This window comes from Filimonas zeae (assembly GCF_014641615.1).
GTDB lineage: Bacteria > Bacteroidota > Bacteroidia > Chitinophagales > Chitinophagaceae > Filimonas > Filimonas zeae.
This window is the reverse complement of sequence record NZ_BMIB01000001.1, coordinates 1371331-1388079: the sequence shown is the minus strand read 5'-3', so window position 1 is coordinate 1388079 and position 16749 is coordinate 1371331. Positions and strand designations below refer to the sequence as shown.

General features: G+C 47.2%; 15 protein-coding genes. 4 read left to right on the top strand and 11 right to left on the bottom strand.

The features are described from left to right. Positions 1-3 precede the first annotated feature (3 nt). The 8 genes from IEY13_RS05475 to IEY13_RS05440 form a co-directional block, all read right to left on the bottom strand. The gene (locus tag IEY13_RS05475) at positions 4-1170 is read right to left on the bottom strand and encodes a TlpA disulfide reductase family protein (RefSeq protein ID WP_188950928.1); all 1167 of its coding nucleotides are present in this window, start codon (positions 1168-1170) and stop codon (positions 4-6) included. A gap of 17 nt (positions 1171-1187) precedes the next feature. Continuing rightward, positions 1188-2645 carry a RagB/SusD family nutrient uptake outer membrane protein gene (locus tag IEY13_RS05470; RefSeq protein ID WP_188950927.1) on the bottom strand — a complete coding sequence of 486 codons (1458 nt, stop codon included), beginning with the start codon at positions 2643-2645 and terminating at the stop codon, positions 1188-1190. An 18-nt stretch (positions 2646-2663) separates the two neighbouring features. Next, positions 2664-6218, bottom strand: coding sequence for a SusC/RagA family TonB-linked outer membrane protein (locus IEY13_RS05465; protein WP_188950926.1), 3555 nt, complete (start codon positions 6216-6218; stop codon positions 2664-2666). Positions 6219-6411: 193 nt separating this feature from the next. After that, positions 6412-7554 (bottom strand): FecR family protein, encoded by a 1143-nt coding sequence (locus IEY13_RS05460; protein ID WP_188950925.1) that lies wholly within the window; start codon positions 7552-7554, stop codon positions 6412-6414. An 80-nt stretch (positions 7555-7634) separates the two neighbouring features. Beyond that, complete coding sequence (locus IEY13_RS05455) at positions 7635-8243, bottom strand: RNA polymerase sigma factor (RefSeq protein ID WP_188950924.1); 609 nt, start codon at positions 8241-8243, stop codon at positions 7635-7637. Between the two features lie 295 nt (positions 8244-8538). Continuing rightward, positions 8539-9426, bottom strand: coding sequence for a hypothetical protein (locus tag IEY13_RS05450; protein ID WP_188950923.1), 888 nt, complete (start codon positions 9424-9426; stop codon positions 8539-8541). A gap of 102 nt (positions 9427-9528) precedes the next feature. Next, entirely contained in the window at positions 9529-11160 is a 1632-nt protein-coding gene (locus IEY13_RS05445) for a M56 family metallopeptidase (protein ID WP_188950922.1), read from the bottom strand. Between the two features lie 14 nt (positions 11161-11174). Then, positions 11175-11576 carry a BlaI/MecI/CopY family transcriptional regulator gene (locus IEY13_RS05440; protein ID WP_188950921.1) on the bottom strand — a complete coding sequence of 134 codons (402 nt, stop codon included), beginning with the start codon at positions 11574-11576 and terminating at the stop codon, positions 11175-11177. A gap of 332 nt (positions 11577-11908) precedes the next feature. Between IEY13_RS05440 and IEY13_RS05435 the strand changes: the two genes are divergently transcribed. After that, entirely contained in the window at positions 11909-12790 is an 882-nt protein-coding gene (locus tag IEY13_RS05435; RefSeq protein WP_188950920.1) for a hypothetical protein, read from the top strand. 4 nt (positions 12791-12794) lie between these two features. Here the strand turns inward: IEY13_RS05435 and IEY13_RS05430 are convergent, their stop codons facing one another. Beyond that, positions 12795-13151, bottom strand: a complete 357-nt coding sequence (locus tag IEY13_RS05430; RefSeq protein ID WP_188950919.1) for a hypothetical protein — start codon at positions 13149-13151, stop codon at positions 12795-12797. Between the two features lie 136 nt (positions 13152-13287). Between IEY13_RS05430 and IEY13_RS05425 the strand changes: the two genes are divergently transcribed. Then, on the top strand, positions 13288-14136 hold the full coding sequence (locus tag IEY13_RS05425) for a sialate O-acetylesterase (protein ID WP_188950918.1): 849 nt from the start codon (positions 13288-13290) through the stop codon (positions 14134-14136). 13 nt (positions 14137-14149) lie between these two features. Here the strand turns inward: IEY13_RS05425 and IEY13_RS05420 are convergent, their stop codons facing one another. Together IEY13_RS05420 and IEY13_RS30280 are read right to left on the bottom strand one after the other, a co-directional pair. Continuing rightward, the gene (locus tag IEY13_RS05420) at positions 14150-14497 is read right to left on the bottom strand and encodes a hypothetical protein (protein WP_188950917.1); all 348 of its coding nucleotides are present in this window, start codon (positions 14495-14497) and stop codon (positions 14150-14152) included. A 27-nt stretch (positions 14498-14524) separates the two neighbouring features. Continuing rightward, complete coding sequence (locus IEY13_RS30280) at positions 14525-14659, bottom strand: hypothetical protein (protein ID WP_262891955.1); 135 nt, start codon at positions 14657-14659, stop codon at positions 14525-14527. Positions 14660-14740: 81 nt separating this feature from the next. On the opposite strand from IEY13_RS30280, the gene IEY13_RS05415 reads away from it, so the two are divergent. Both IEY13_RS05415 and IEY13_RS05410 read left to right on the top strand, forming a co-directional pair. Beyond that, on the top strand, positions 14741-15655 hold the full coding sequence (locus IEY13_RS05415; protein WP_188950916.1) for an STM4015 family protein: 915 nt from the start codon (positions 14741-14743) through the stop codon (positions 15653-15655). 2 nt (positions 15656-15657) lie between these two features. Continuing rightward, complete coding sequence (locus IEY13_RS05410) at positions 15658-16746, top strand: STM4014 family protein (protein WP_188950915.1); 1089 nt, start codon at positions 15658-15660, stop codon at positions 16744-16746. Positions 16747-16749: the final 3 nt, after the last annotated feature.

Here is a 16749-nt window from a genome sequence, read left to right as displayed (position 1 = left end):
ATCTTATGGAATCAGTTTTAAAATATTAGCAGCCAGCTGGTTGTTAAAGGCAGGATGCCGGGCCAGGATAGTTCCGTTTTTATCCAGCAGAAAACACTGCGGAAAGCTGCCGATAGTAAGGCCGTAGGCTTTTGCAGTCTCACTCTGGTTGCCTTTCATATCAACCCCGTTCAAATCCACTACATGTATGCCTGGTAACTGCTGGCGCTGTAGCATACCCGTCCACATTTCCCAATCGGATACATACCCTACCGATAGAATAAGGAGGTCCTGGCGCTGGTGCTGTTTATGTAATAGTTTTATAGCTTCAGCGTAAGCAGACGTGCCCATACTCTGTGCATGCCAGAAACAAAGCAATACGTATTTGCCCCGGAGCGATGATAAGGTTACCGGCTGCCCGGTGGTATCCAGCAGGGTAAAATCAGGCGCAGTATGGCCTGCACTCAGCAATTGTGCCTGTTGCAGCAGCGCACCCAGCGCTTTTCCTTTAACAGATTGCTGTATACGTTTACTGAACACTGCGTATAAAGCGGCATCAGCAGTGGTATTTACAGGCCGCACGGTGCATCGCACCTGTAGCATATCAAAAGCCACATCACTGTCAGGATGTTGTTGAATAAATTCATCCTCCGCTTTTTCCTTCTCCTGTTCACAGGTTTTTATAACAGCTTTTATACGCTGTAGGGCCGAATCATTTTTCGCCTCAAATGCCTGTTGCCCGGCTACTCTTGCAGCTTCCATTTTTTCATCAAAGCCGGCACGAAGCAGCTTCAGCGCCAGATAATCTGCCTGCGCCCCGTTATTACTGATCGTTGCCTTTTTTACACCCGCGCTGCTTTCCAGTATATTATCGCCTGGTGCCAGGTAAAATTCCTGAGCATCCTGTTGTATATATTGTTCGTAGCTGATGCGGCCCTGGGCCGGATTACGTACCAGCGTAGCTTCGCAAGGTGCTTCCAATGTACCTGCAAAAGAAAACCTGCCGGCGGTAACCTTTGCCGAGTCTGTTACCAGGCGGCGCCCTTTGTAATACGTTAGTCTTACGGTACCATTGCTGTCGGCCGCCAAACGCCCCTGCAGCACAAAATGCTCCTGCGCATTTACACCGGCGGAAAGTACCAGCAAGGCAATGCCTGGGGCCATCCGCCTGAATAGCCTGTATTGTGTCATATATTAATAGATTACTGCTATGGGTTATCTGCCATACCAGGGTTTACACTAAGAATGGTATAAGGCAGGCGCAATACCAGCCTGTTGGGCTGCTGCAGCGTATAAGTTTCTGTACCGCCCCCGGTAAGAAACAGGGTATGCGTAAAAGAAATGCCTGTAAACAAAGGATCAACCGATAAGCGCCGCATATCAAACCAGCGGTGGCCTTCTGCTGCAAACTCGCGGATGCGTTCGTCTATAATAAACGCAATCAGCGCCGCCCTGTCGCCTGCTACTGCAGCAGGTACCACAGCGTCTGCGGCTGGCATCCGCTTGCTGCGCAGTGCCTGCACATCTTCCACGGCACCTGAAACATCGTTGGTACGTGCTTTACACTCTGCACGCAACAGGTACATATCTGCCAGGCCAATGCCGAATCTCGAATACAGAACACCGTATTTACGCAGCCTGCCTGAGGGGTTGGCCATATTACTGGAAAAAGTAGCGGAATAAAACTTCAAACGCAGATCGCTGCTGCCATATAAAGCAGCGGTAGCGGGGCTGATAATAATACCGTTATTCCCATTACCAGATATATTCATAAAGGTTTTGGACAATAATGTTTCGGTAAAATCATTCCTGTTCACAGAAGGAGAAATGGGTCCGTTCCATCCTATTGGCAAAAAACTGCCACCGGGTGCAAATGTGTTATTATAATCGTACAAACGCGCAGGCACCGGCCATGCATTCATATCGGCAAAAGCCTGGTTTAGATACATCAACGCTTCTTCCGGCTTTGCCATAAACAAATACACTTTACCCAGCAGGGCACTGGCAGCTGCACGGGACATGCGCGTTTGACTAACAGGTTGTGTAGCCGGTAGCGCCGCTATAGCTTCCTTTAAATCTGCTATAATAAAATCATACATCTCCTTTACCGTACCCCGGCTAAAGTTGTTCTTAGTGATATCGGAGGTGGTGTTGACAGGAAAACCGGGGTCTGTAGCTGCGGTGGCTTCGTTATAAGGTTTTGCATACAGGTTAATCAGTTGAAAATAATTAAATGCCCTGGTAGCCATTGCCTCTGCCTTAAGTATGCGTTTTTGCACCTCCGTACCACCTTCAGCATCCATTACTTCATTAATAATTTTATTCAACGCGTAGTTGTTAGTCAACGGCACCTTGATATCCTGCGATTCATCGGTTAATTCATATACCTGTGCCTCCCATTTAAACAACCGTTGTGTCTGGGGGTAAGCCTGCTGAAACTCTATGTCTTCCGCCGCAATTTCATCGCCCAGCAACACCGGCACCTGCCAGCCACCGCCCGAATACTGGTAGTGAATAGCACTGTTCATTAACAGTTCATAATCATTTACAGAAGAGGCCACCTGCTTGCCTTTGGGAATCACCTCCAGAAAAGAATCTTTACAGGAGCTTACCACCGCCGTAATAGCAATCAGCAGTATAAAAGAAGAATGAATATGCTTTTTCATGAATTACTTTCTTTGAATCTAAAAATTGATGTTGGCACCTACACTGTATGAATGTGTAAAAGCAGGCATGCGACGCATACCAGAAGTAAGCCCGTGCAACTCCGGGTCTATTCCATCTTTATTGGCACGCCAGATCATAAAATTGCCTGTTTGCACAAATACATTTACCGTATTCAGATGCAGTGTTTTCAGTGCCGCAGCAGGCAATCTGTAAGCAATGGTAATATCGCGCAGCTTGATATAAGAAGCACTTACCACATTTATATCGCCGGAATAATAATAAGTAAGTTCGCGCCTGCTGAAGCTTTCATTCTGGTTAACCACATAGGAAGGTATATTGGTATGGGCTTCATCACCAGGCGCCTTCCATCTGTTCAGAAAATACGTTTCAATATTTCCGGTAAACTGGCTGGCTGCGCCGGTTAACACGCCGGTGTTAAAACCATTTACATCTTTACGCATTACGTGCCCCATATTAAAAATCATATTGCCCGTAAGGGTAAACGATTTGTACTGTATGCTGTTGGTAAAGCCACCTGTATATCTGGGTACGGTAGTGCCCATAAAAGCAATATCATCTGGCGTAGCAGTATATTTCCCTTTGGTAACAGTACCATCTGTAAGGCGTATCTGCGGATCGCCCATGTTATCCAGGCCTGCAAAACGGTAAGCAAACAAAGGCTGCACGGGCGCTCCTATCCAGTAATTGGTTGCCAGAATTTTAGCACTGGCAACATTTACATTGGCGTTGAACGGAATGTATTCCACCAGCTTATTGTTGTTATAGCTGATAACAAGCCCGGTTGTCCAGGTTAAGTTGCCGGTTTGTACAGGCGTAGCATTAATATTCATTTCTATGCCCTTGTTTACCAGCCTGCCCAGGTTACCTGTAGCAGCATTAAGACTGGTAAGTGGGTTAAGCGCAATAGTACCTAGCAGGTTGGTGGTATTTTTATAGTAATAGTCAATGCTACCACGGATACGTCTGTTCAGTATAGAGAAATCAACCCCAAAGTTGCGGGTGGCTGTTTGCTCCCATACCAGTCTGCTATTGGCAGGCTCCATAATACTGAGAGCCGGACCCGCCACGTTAACCCCGGTTTCCGCCCTTAATATGTCATACAAAGCAGCGGCCCCGGCATAGGGCGAATTACCGGTTAAACCGTAGGTGGCGCGCACAGCCAGATCATTAACCAGCTTCTGGTTTTGCATAAAACGCTCTTTACCAATCTGCCACTTCCCGCCTACGCTCCATACCGGCCTGTTTTGCACCGATACGTCTTTTCCAAACAATGAGCTTTTATCTACCCGCCAGCTCAGATCAAGACTGTACCTGTGATCCATGTTATAATTTACCAAAGCAAAATAACTGGCAAAGCGGTCGCGTGTTTCTGACTGGGTAAACGGCATTTCATTAAACCGGCCACCAATAGGTAACAGGGTATTCCATACTCCCTGGCCAAGCGTTTTATAATCCAGCGCCACATAGCTCTGCAGGGCTTCATTGTATCCCCGTACGGTAGTAGAATTATTTACAGATACCTGCTCCTGCGCTTCCTGCCCGGCCTGAATACTAACCATATCTCTCCCGTTTCTGGCACTCAGCAAATAAATCAACTGGTTGCGCACCGTCCAGCTGCGTTGCTGCGTACGGGTAACCGTATACTTTCCACCGGTAGCGGGCAGATAATATACCGGTGCAGCATTAGCAGCAGGCACTACCGTCATGCCCAGCAACTCAAACCGCTGTTTAAAGCTTTTACTATCGTCATAACTGGTTGCGTCCATATTATCTGTTACATAGCCATAGGTGCCCCGGAAACTCAGTCCTTTATACAGTTTCACTTCCACATTACTGCTCAGATTGGCTGACAGTCCGTTGCTTTTGCTGTATCCGTAATTTCTTTCTTCCAGGGGGTTATAATCCAGATTAATACGGCTTTGCTGCTGATACTCGTTGCGCAACGAATCTGTCATACCCTGTGTATAGTTCATAAACAATGACCGGCCTGCTGCATCCTTAAATAGCTGATAAGGCAGAAAGCGGGAATCAACGGCAATGTTGCGCGGCGTTTCCGTACGGGTATGCGCCAGTAAACCATTGATAGCAACCTTTACACCACGTGCCGGCTGAAAATTCTGGTTCAGGGTAAGCCTGTAGCCATTGTTTTTTTCACCTGGCCTGTTAGATACCGTATTGTTCCAGGCAACAGAAGCATAAAAATCGTACAGTTTGCTACCGCCGGAAAATGAAAAAGTATGATTGGTTAACAAAGCATTTCTGTATAAAAGATCTTTTATCTGTTGCCGGTTATCAATACCTGCCAGACTATCCATTTGTGCATCTGCCTGCTGTTGTGTAATCAGCCCCCTGAAACGGTTATACAAAATCAACTGATGCGGGGCAACATACGAGTTATAGCGGGATAAGTTACCCCATGGATATTCAATGGGATCGAATATTTCCTTTGCAGTTTGCAGGTACTGCCGGCTGTTCATCACCGGTATATAATCAAAGTCCGGCTTTCCCATAAAGTTTACAAAACCGCTGTAAGCCACTGCCAGCTTTTCGTTGCGGGTTCCGCTTTTAGTAGTAATCACAATAACACCGTTGGCAGCCCGCGCCCCCCAGATAGCAGCCGCAGCCGCATCTTTTAACACAGTTACATCGGCCACATCATCCGGGTTTATATTGGTAATATCCGGCACCTGAATACCATTTACCACATACAACGGATCGCCGTTTATCTGAATACTGCTGTTGCCACGTACCAAAGCCTGATCGCCGGAAGAAGATCCGTTGCGGCTGGGAATGTTCCGCTGCCCCGGAATAATGGTAAGGCCGGGAATTAAACCTTCCAGGCGGGTTTGAATATTTACCGTACCGGTACGTGCTTTAAATATGTTCATATCGGGCTTGGCAAAAGAACCGGAAGCCCGCTCGCGCAGCAACGTCTGATAACCGGTGTTTACCTGTACAGCTATATCTCCCAGTTCGTTTACAGCTACCTTCATCACCACCCTTACGTTGTTACCTCCATGCAGATTTAACTCTATGCGCTCCATGTTAATAAATGTAACTACCAGCGTAGCGCCTGCATCAATGCCTGCTATGGTAAAAGCTCCGTTTTCATCTGCAACAGCAGCAATCTTCGATCCTTTTACCTGTACCAGTGCGCCCCCAAGCGGCTCACCTTTTTCATTTACCACCGTACCATGTACCGTGTGCGGCGGCGCTGCGGCAGCAAACACATATTCTTCCTGCAGCTTTGCAGCTGTTTTTTCTTTGATATAAATAATGCGGCTTGCCGTAATTTCATAAGAAAGCGGCTGATTAGCCAGCAGCATATTCAACGCCTGCTCCACACTGATGTTGGTAACGCTGATATTAACCGGCACCGCCTTCTGCTGCACCATGTGTACATCATACACCAGATCGTACCCGCTCTGGCGGTGTATCGATTCCAGTACCGTCTGCAGACTTCCTTTTTTCACGTTCAGCGAAATCTGCGCTGCGCTGCGGGCACTTACCTGCAAACAGGCTATCAGTAAAATAAATGCGGTCATTCTCATAACCAGAAATAATGTTTTTGTTCGTGCTTTGGGCACTTTACCTGCGGGCATGCAAATGCCCGTACCTAAAATTTGCATAGTTTTGGCATGTTTGGGTTTACGTAATAAGCGAATGAACAGTTGCGTTTATGGGGCCCGGACAGTAGCGTTCCGGCTCCTAACCCGGAACGTTTTTTATAGGCCCTTACTTTCTTTATTGCATAAGTATCAGTTTTCGGGTTACAGTATCCAGTTTATATTTTATATGATAAATTTCTAAAAAGTGCAGCAGCTCCGATAACGGAGCAGTACGGTTAACCGCAAAATAAAAGCTGCGGCCGGTAAGGTTACCCTGTACCTCCACCTCTATATTATACCACCGTTCCGCCGCACGCATAATAGTGGCTATATCTGCATTGCGAAATACCATTTTACCGTTAATCCATGCGGTAGCTGCTTCTATATCTGCCTCTTTTATAAGCGTAATACCTTCCGCCCCCTTTGCCGCAATGGCCTGCTGCCCCGGAGCCAGCCTGCACACCGCTTTGCCGTTGTTTACCTGCACACGGCCGGTAACCAGCGTTACAGCCATATTTTTTTCATTGTCATACGCCAGCATATCAAAGCTGGTACCCAGCACCTGTACCAGCTGGTTACCCTTCTTTACATAAAAAGGCTGGCGGGCATTCTCCGCTACTTCAAACCAGGCATGTCCGTTTATTTCCACCACGCGCTCCCTGCCGGTAAACGCTACCGGAAAACGAAGGGAAGTTGCTGCATCGGCCAGTATTTTAGTACCATCACTTAAGGTAATCCGGTACTGTTCGCCCTTATGCGTGGTAAGCACGTTATAACGCAGGTTTCCTGCTTCTGGTGCTCCGCGGTAGGTAAGGGTTCCTTTACCTGCCAGCAGTGAGGTTTCGCCCTGTGTTACCTGTAAGGTACGCGCCGCCGTATCCAGCTGCATTACGCTGCCATCTTCCAGGGTAAGCGTGGCACCCGAAACACCGGGTAATATATCCTGCTGCACAGCCAGTTCACCGGGGTGCGCCGGCTCATTAATCCGGTTCATGAACCACCAGGCACTACCTGCGAGTATCAATATAACAGCGGCAGCAGCCACCCTGTATAATAGTTTCCGTTTAGTGTATAAAGGTGTAATTACCGCCTCTGAGGGCTCCTCCGCATAAGGAGGCGCTTCTGTTAGCCCGGCCGCCTCGTTCATATACATTTCCAATGCCGCATCCAGCTTACCCTGTTCCAGCAAATGAAAAAACACCTCCAGCTCTTCACTGGTGGCCTGGTTTGCGGCATAACGCTTTACCAGTTGCTGATAGAAATGATGCTGTTCCAACATATACCGTCTATAAAAATTTAGCTGACAGGGGCTTCACAGGTATATAAGACGGCAAACAATGCAGGGAGGGTAGCAAAAAATTAAAAATTTTCTGAACCGGCTGAAAAAACAGCCAGGAATACAGATAAAGGAATGCCCAACTCCTTTTCTACTGAGGTTTTCAGCACTTTCATGGCCTGCACCATGTGATTTTTCACAGCATTCCGCGAAATGCCCAGCAAGGCAGCTACTTCGTCATAGCTCCTACCCTCTTCTCTGCATAAACGGAAAATCTGCCGGGTACGTTCCGGCAGAGAATCGAGTGTATTACGCAAAAAGCGCATATACTCCTGTGTTAACAATAAATCGTCCGTTGACGGTGGCGGCAAGTGGTAATGGCGCAGAATTTCGCCCGCCGCCAGTTCATGACGGCTGATGGTACGTAAAGCGGTAATTGCCTGATTACGGGCTACTACAAACAGGTACGCCCGAAACGACTGCACTTCGGCCAACCGGTGCCGGTTCTGCCATATTCTGGTAAATACCTCCTGGCTCAGGTCTTCCGATAACTGGGGAGATTTTAAAAACTGCTGCACAAAGGCGCTTACCGCAGGGTAATAGTAATGGTAGAACATAGCAAAAGCTTCCTCCTTTCCTTCCACCACCTGCGCCAGCAGTTCCTTTTCGTTATGTAATGCAGCCTGAATCAATTCCTGGTAATAAGCGGTAAAATTAGGGGCTTTTCCGCCTTTCTGTGCATATTAGCACTGCGTAGCTCATTACTGTTGCATAAGTACATCCAGCCGTTGTTAATGGTAATACCATGCACGCCTTTAAACTGCGCTGCAACGGTATTCAGCTGTCCTGTTTTGCTCCGTATATAAAAAGATTGTTCCCGCCAGTCAATCGTGCGGGAACAATCTTTTTATACCCTTGCGCATAAGCTGATTATATGATACACATTAAATCACTTATTGCAAAAACCGAGGAATTAGTTCACAGCAGCTATTCTGCTTCTAAAACACCACTGGTACTATACTGCCTGGTGGTACCACTAACACGGTAGGTGATGCCCGCCTTTGCAAAGCGGCTGTATTTTTCCTGATACTTTTTGGCAACACGCTCAGGTTGCTTTTCACCATTCACACTCATGCCGGTGTTATTCAGAATAAACTCATGTAATGCTTTGGAATCTGTAATCAGTTTATCGCTCACCAGTTCTTCAGTAAGGTTCTCCAGCAGCTTTCTGTCCTGCGCTGCCGTGGCACGATCCTTTTCTGCCTGTACGCGATCCTTCTGTGCCTGCTCCCGGTCTTTCTCGGCCTGTTCCCGGTCTTTCTCCGCCTGCGCTCTGTCTTTATCAGCCTGCACACGATCCAGATCTGCCTGCTGACGGTCTTTTACAGCTTGCTGGCGGTCTTTCTCCGCCTGCACACGATTCAACTGCGCCTGCTCCCTGTCACGCACCGCCTGTTCACGATCTTTATCTGCCTGCGCACGATCCAGTTTTGCCTGTGCCCTGTCTTTCTCTGCCTGCACACGGTCTTTCCCGGCCTGTTCCCGATCCTTTGCCGCCTGTATCCGGTCTTTTTCAGCCTGCTCTCTGTCACGCTTCAACTGCTCACGCATTTCTTTAATAAACGCGTCGTACTGGCCCCATTTCTCTTTCGGTATGGCAACGCCATCTATCGTCAGCGCAGTAAGCTGGTCGTTCACAAATTCCAGCTGATAGTTTTTTCCGTTTTTAACAGTATGCATCTGTTCCCTGTTACCATCGGCTTGTGTAGTATACTGTACAAGGGTTTCTGGTTTAGTTTGCTGCGCGTTTGCATACATAGTACCTACCAGACATGCCGCCAGCACCAGGCTGTTTTTTAAATAGCTTGTTTTCATTTGATGATCATTTAAATGTGTTTTGGAATAACAATGGCAATACAATGCCATCCGCGCTGTTAAGCGGTGTAAGAATACCTGTAATAAATATGATGTATTATATTATTGCCTGCCAGATAAAGCATTCCGCAGTTTCAACGCAGCTTCTCTTTCTATAGCCGCCTGTTGCCTGTCTCTTTCTGCCTGTGCACGGTCTCTGTCTGCCTGTAAGCGATCTTTATCGGCCTGTATACGATCCAGCCTGGCCTGTTCTCTGTCTTTCTCTGCCTGCAAACGATCTCTGTCCGCCTGCTCCCTGTCGCGGTTGGCCTGCTGCCTGTCCTTTTCAGCCTGCATGTGGTCCAGCAGAGCCCGCTGCCGGTCTTTCTCTGCCTGTATATGATACACAATCTCCTGTTCCTGCAGTGGTGTAGCCTCTTTGGTATAAACAGTATTGACAACCGTATGTACCTGATTTACTTTTTCAGTGGAAGCACCTGGCTTTGGCTGCGGCAGCGCCAGTGATCTGGCAACCGGCATGGTGCGTCTGACCGTTGTTTTTACCAGTTGAAGCTTTTGCGTCAGCAACTTAGCTGCTTCCTGCTTTTCCTTGCCGGTAACAGATGCCAGTGTAAAGGCCGCTGATGATTGCTGAGCAGCAGGCGTATAATAATATCCCACAAACACACGCTTTTCAATACCCGGCATGTTATCACTGCTCCGTAACTGTGTTACCGCTGCGGTTACTAAAACGGCCGACAATAACAGAAAACCAGCCATGCAAAACACCTTCTCCCCGGTGGCCAGCGATTGATTTTTGTTGTGTACAATACGGCTTACACGGTGCAGCAGCTGATTCTTTTTACCCGGAAATGCCACTGCCGTATGATGCGCATACATAGTATGCTCTTTAAAACTAATCAGCGCCTGTATAAACTCTTTTTTATTACCCGTTTGTTCAAGTGCTATATCATCGCAACAATGTTCCCTTTCCTCCCGCAGCAGGGCAGACACCCATAACATGCCCAGATTAAAAAAGAACATGGTTTCACAAACAGTCTGCAGCAGATTTACCAGATAATCGTACCGGCGTATATGGGCCAGTTCGTGCAGCAGTACGGCTTCCAGCTGCCCGGCGGGCAACCCCGTTAATAAACCGGCAGGCATTAGTATTACCGGTTTCAGGTGGCCAATTACCATGGGCGCTTTTACAAAAGCAGATTCCAGCAAGCGCACCGGGTTGCTGATACGTAGCTTTGCACCCAGTTGGTTTAACCGCTGCTGCCACCCTTCCGGCACACTGGTGTACCGGTGTCTGGCCTTATGCAGCCACCGCATGCCCTGCACCATGCCATATAAGCGCCAGGCAAAAAAAGCCGTCCATAATAGCACCAGCCAGGAAGCATGCGCAGAAATAAAACCGGCACAGGCAGTTGTATAAAACTGTAAATGTGCGGCATTTACCGGCAGCCAATGAGAGGCATTATGTCCTATGGTGCCACCCAAAGGCATTAAACTATGCGATGCACCATTTAACTGATATAAAAATGTAAAGCCACAAGCCAGTATAAAAAACGAAAACAAAATAAACACCATCACATACCTTACCCGGGCAGCAGCGCTTTTGCTCATATGCATACATACCGCCGTTACAATAGCAAGCAGCAGGCCCTGCCACAATGAATGAATCAGCATCCAGCTAAAAGCCTGCATCAGCTGCTCACCCTTTACAGATATATTCAGGTATAAGTGCATAGGTATAGGTTTAGTTATTTACCATCCATTGTTTTCAGCAGTTCTCTTATCTTATCCAGCTCTTCCGGAGAAGTTTTATCATTACCCAGTAATGCCACCATCAAATCGCCCGGCGAGCCGTTATACATGGTATCTACAAAGCGGTTTAACAGGTTGCCTTTTACCTTTTTTTCTTCCGGCACAGCACTGTATACATGCTTCATACTGCTTTCATCGCGGTTAAGCATACCCTTTTCTTTCATTACCTGCATCAGCTTCAGTGTGCTGGTATATATCACCGCTTCTTTCTGCTCATTCAGTTTATCATGCACAAAACGCACTGTAGACGGGCCATACTGCCACAATACCTGTAACACATCCAATTCCGTTTTGGTGGGCACCGTCTCAACAGATGTATCCTTTTTAAATAAACTCATATACCGAAGGTACGTACAAAAACGTACGTTACATCAACAGAGAGATATTTTTTTGAAAAATCTACCCGATGTAGAAAATTGCCAAAAAACCGTTAAAATGTAAAAAAGATACAATAAAATAGATTATTTATCAGAAATTGCTAACAGTTGCTCAGAAAACGTGCGGCCTGTTGCTACAGGCAAATATGAAAATCCACTATCCGCTAAAAAGCCACTTCTCTCTTTGTTAGAATCCAAAGGATGTCCTGTTTAAAGCCACAACACCGGAAATACCGGCACTGATTGGTATGCCTGTATTCCTTCATTCCGTAACCTGAAAACGAAAATTTGCTATGTTAAACAGCACTGCGGCCTTCATGTTCACCCTTTCTAACCTTACCCATTACCTGAACATGCTGGCTTTTCAACCTGACGTAAGTGAGCACGTTATTGAATTTTACAACACCTGCGAGCAGTTTCAACAGCTTATTGCAGAAACACCGGAACATCCGGACATGGATGGCGCATTCAGAAAAAACATTCCCCGTCTGGTAAAGCTGGCCAACAGATGCCACCATTTATCCCTGCACTCCATGCCTGAAGCCCTGACTTATGAAGGGTTTACAAAGGCGTTGCTGAATGTTTATAGCTTTTGCTGCAACAGCGCGCACCAGGCATATGTACCCAGGCATGTAAAACTACCCCATGCAAGCCAGGTGCAGGAAAGTATTTATTTTGAAATGCAATGCACATTACTGACCCAACAATGGGAAAAAACGGAACTGGCAGCATTGATGCAGATTGCAATGGAACCACTATGCGCTATTGCCACAGCTACCCCACTTAACCCATGTAACTTTATTACCTTACAGGAAGCTTATAAACACCTGCACAACCTGCAATCGGCCAATACCGAGAGCGGCCTGCTTTCCGTATTGTATGGTATAAACTATAATACAGACGCGTGTAAACACTGGCTGCTGACACATCAGCAGCAGCAACTCGGGCGTCTGATTTCTGCTGACGCCCGGAGGGGATATATAGCCGCTACGATACGGGATATTAAAATGGCGCGGTTTAATCCACACCTGAAAAATCCATCGCAGCCTTTCAGTACTTCAAACCCTTCGCTGGAAGATTGTATGGAAGCATTTTTTGAAAGCCGTTTTGAACAGGTGGCCAGAACTTCCTATCATGTTGTTTATACCAACGCCACAAACAATGTTACCGGCTGAGTAACTAACGGTTCATCAGCAACAGTATGCTGTTGATAGAATCGAGAAATACATCTACCACATGTTGTGGGGCAGCAGGCTCTTCATCAAGACGTTTGTAAGCCGCGCGCAGCTTTGTAAATTCCGACTTCAGTAATATGCGCAGGCTTAGCGGCTGCCCCGCGTATAAAGTTGTGGCAAAAGCGCTACAAATACGTGTTAGTACCAAACGAAGTGATAGTATATCTGTCTCCACTTTTTGCAAATCGGCCCGTAGCGAAACCAGCATTCTATAGTTATCGCTGTTTCCCGTAACCGCCGCAGGTGCATCAGGATAGTTTAACACATTCATTTTCAATCTAGTACTATGTAAATTCTTCATGCTCTGCCAGGGATTCAGGATCGTCATGCTATTTCAGTAATTATGATGGTGCTATACATTGTTACAAAAGCCAGGCCGTGCGATTGTATAAGGCTGTGCATCTTTATATTTACACGGAATAATAGAAAAACACTATATGATTTCTTCCTTTTTACTGATCGGACAATCCAATATGGCAGGGCGTGGGTTTAAAAATGAAGTGCCTCCTATTATTAATGAAGGTATTTATATGCTGCGCAATGGCCGTTGGCAAATGATGGCCGAACCGCTTCATAATGATCGCGCCGTGGCGGGCACGGGCCTGGCAGCCAGCTTTGCAGCAGCCTGGCGGTTTCAGCATCCCGTTTCAAAAATCGGTTTAATACCCTGTGCAGATGGTGGCACCAGCCTGGAAGACTGGGCAGTGGGTGGCGCATTGTTTGACCATGCGGTAGCGCAGGCAAAGCTGGCGCAGCGCAGCAGCCAGTTAACAGGTATTTTATGGCACCAGGGCGAGAGTGATTGTTTTCCTGACCGCGCCCGGGAGTATGCACAAAAACTGGGGATTATAACAGATGCTTTGCGCCGCGAACTGGAGGTGCCTCATATACCCATGGTAGTAGGCGCACTGGGCGATTTTCTTACCAACGGTATGTACAAACAGTACTTTGGCGCATACCCGCTTATTAACGCAGCATTGTTACGCTATGCGCAATCACAACCCCGCTGCTATTACGTTACTGCCGAGGGGCTTACTGCCAACCCGGATGGCCTGCATTTTAACGCAGCCTCGCTGCGTGTGCTGGGCATAAGATATTACGAGGCATTTACCAGAGAGCAGCATGTTACTGCCCCTGTACCGCACGAAGGTGAGCTGCTTACCACACTTTATCACCTGCCTGCTACCACCAAAGAAAAAACAGCCATACTGGAAAGCCGTTTTTTTAACGGAGAAATAAGCGTGGAAGAATTTCAGAACAAACTATCCGTATTGCAGCAACAGTAAACAACAGCACCATTTAATACAAATGCCATTCTTCTGCCTCGCCTACGGTAAGGTATAGCGTATAGGCACAGCAGTGGCCTGTATAAGGCTCCAGCCAGGTAAACTTCTGCACATACTTGCACAGCGGCAGGCCCACTGTTTTTAAGGCATTAAACAGCCCGCAGGTACAGTCGGTCAGCCGCTGCCCATCCAGCGTGTTTGTATTTAATGGTGGAATTCTGTCCGACCTTCTTAATTCCAGCCGGAATTCATATTTCCTGTGCCCGATAAAAAATTCGTCCACCAGTGTACTGATACGATGCGTAAGCCCAATCTGATCGCTATTCAGGAGGTCTTCCGTATAAAGAACCAGGTCGTACATGTTTAGCATAGGTTAGGTTTTTAAGAATCACCCAATCAGCATACCTGCCTCATCTGCAGCAGATATACCCTTATGCCCAACTGCATAAAAGAAATGTGCCACGAAAGCCGTCAGCGCCCCGTTAGCAGGTGTTATATAATTATTGCCCGTTATAACCATCATGTAACTGTGGTAAATACATAGTTATCTACAAAACAGGGCGCAGTATTTGTTATCGGGTATATTCACACATAAAAACACATCATGACCGTTAATTCTAACCTCAGTACATTCCTTTTTAAAAAAGTAGAAACCTGGTCGGCAGAAACCGGCATTAACGCAACAGAAGGTATTGTATACCGCATTAGCGTAGAGTATGATGATGAACAGTCTATTACCGAAAAGCTTACCGCCTTTGCACAGGACCCCAAAGCAGCCGGTATTACCGAGCTGATTATTGGCCAGTTTGATACCGATGCCGGTGGCAACAGTAAAGAAGTTGTGGAAGCCCTGATACAACTGAGCAGCATGTTTTCTCAACTGAAGGCTTTGTTTCTGGGAGATATTACTTACGAAGAATGTGAAATTTCGTGGATTAACCAGACAGATATGACGCCCCTGCTGGCAGCATACCCACAACTGGAACACTTTCAGGTAAGAGGCGGGCAGGACCTGAGGTTTCAGCATCTGCATCACGAAAATCTGAAAACCCTGATTGTAGAAACAGGTGGCTTATACCCTGATACGGTTGCTGACATACTGAACGCAACATTACCCAAACTAACAAAACTGCATTTGTGGCTGGGTACTGATGAATACGGCTGGGGTTCATCTATAGAAGATTTTGCCCCCATTTTATCGGGCGAAAAATTTCCCGGATTAAAACATCTGGGGCTGATGGATAACGAAGCGCAGGATGAAATTGCAGCTGTTGTATGCCAGTCGCCCATTATAAAAAAACTGGAATCGCTGGACCTTTCTATGGGTGTTTTAACTGATGCCGGTGGCGAAGCACTGCTTAACTGCCCCGATATTAAAAACCTCAGCTACCTGAACCTGCGCCATCATTACATGAGTAACGCAATGATGGATAAACTGAAGGCAACAGGTATAAATGTAAACCTCGACGACCAGGAAGAAGGTGATGAGGAAGACCGGTATATTGAAGTTTCTGAATAAGCATGGCATTGGTATTAATTGGCAACCCCGAAAACCGGCGGGCTGTATTTTTTGCCGAAGCAGCAGCCCGCGTGGCTGATGACGCTGTTGTGGTAATAGCGTATGAACACTGGCTGGCAGGTAAAGCACTGCCCGCCATACCAGCAGGTAGCATTATTAAGATAGATTCACCCGGAGAAAACGCTACTGTCAGGAAACAACTGATACAAAAAGGTTCCGGCCTGCCGGAAACAGGATATGAAAGCGGGATGATACATAACCTGAAAAGCTGGTATGCCGGCTACTGCCTGTTGCTGGATGAGATTATTGAAAAGCTGCCCGCCAACCGCCATTATTACATGAATGCAGTGGCAGATATTCAACTGATGTTTAATAAACCGGCATGCCAGCATGTATTACTACAGAAGGGTGTACCGGTGCCCCGGCAATTGCCGCAGGTACATAACTACACCGCGCTGCTAACTGCTATGCAGCAGCAGCGGATGCCACAGGTGTTTATAAAACCTTCGCACGCATCCTCTGCCTCGGGGGTAATTGCCTTTCGTAAAAACGGCAACCGTGTGCAGGCGGTAACCTCTGTGGAAATGGATAATACCAGCGGCCACCTGCGGTTGTTTAATTCCCTGAAAGTACGCACCTACCGGGATGAAGCGGAGATTGCAGCTATGATAAACCTGATAATACAGGAAGGAGCACACGCAGAGGAATGGATACCGAAGGCTACGCTGAACGATCGCTATTTTGATATACGTGTACTGGTTATTAATGGCCAGGCCAGGCATACGGTGTTACGTACCAGCAAAGGGGTAATTACCAACCTGCACCTGGGCAATAAGCGTGGAGATATGCAGGATTTTATAAACAGTATGGGCCAGACAGCGCTGGATGCAGCACACCGGCTGGCAGAGCAGGTGGCAGCCTGCTTTCCGCAGAGCCTGTATATGGGTGTAGATATTTTACCGGCCGCTAACCGGAGGGATATGTATGTACTGGAAGTAAATGCCTTTGGCGATCTGTTGCCCGGCCTTTTGCATAACAACGAAAACTGCTGCGAAGCGGAAATAAACGCCATGCTGACACGCAACCTGTAACAA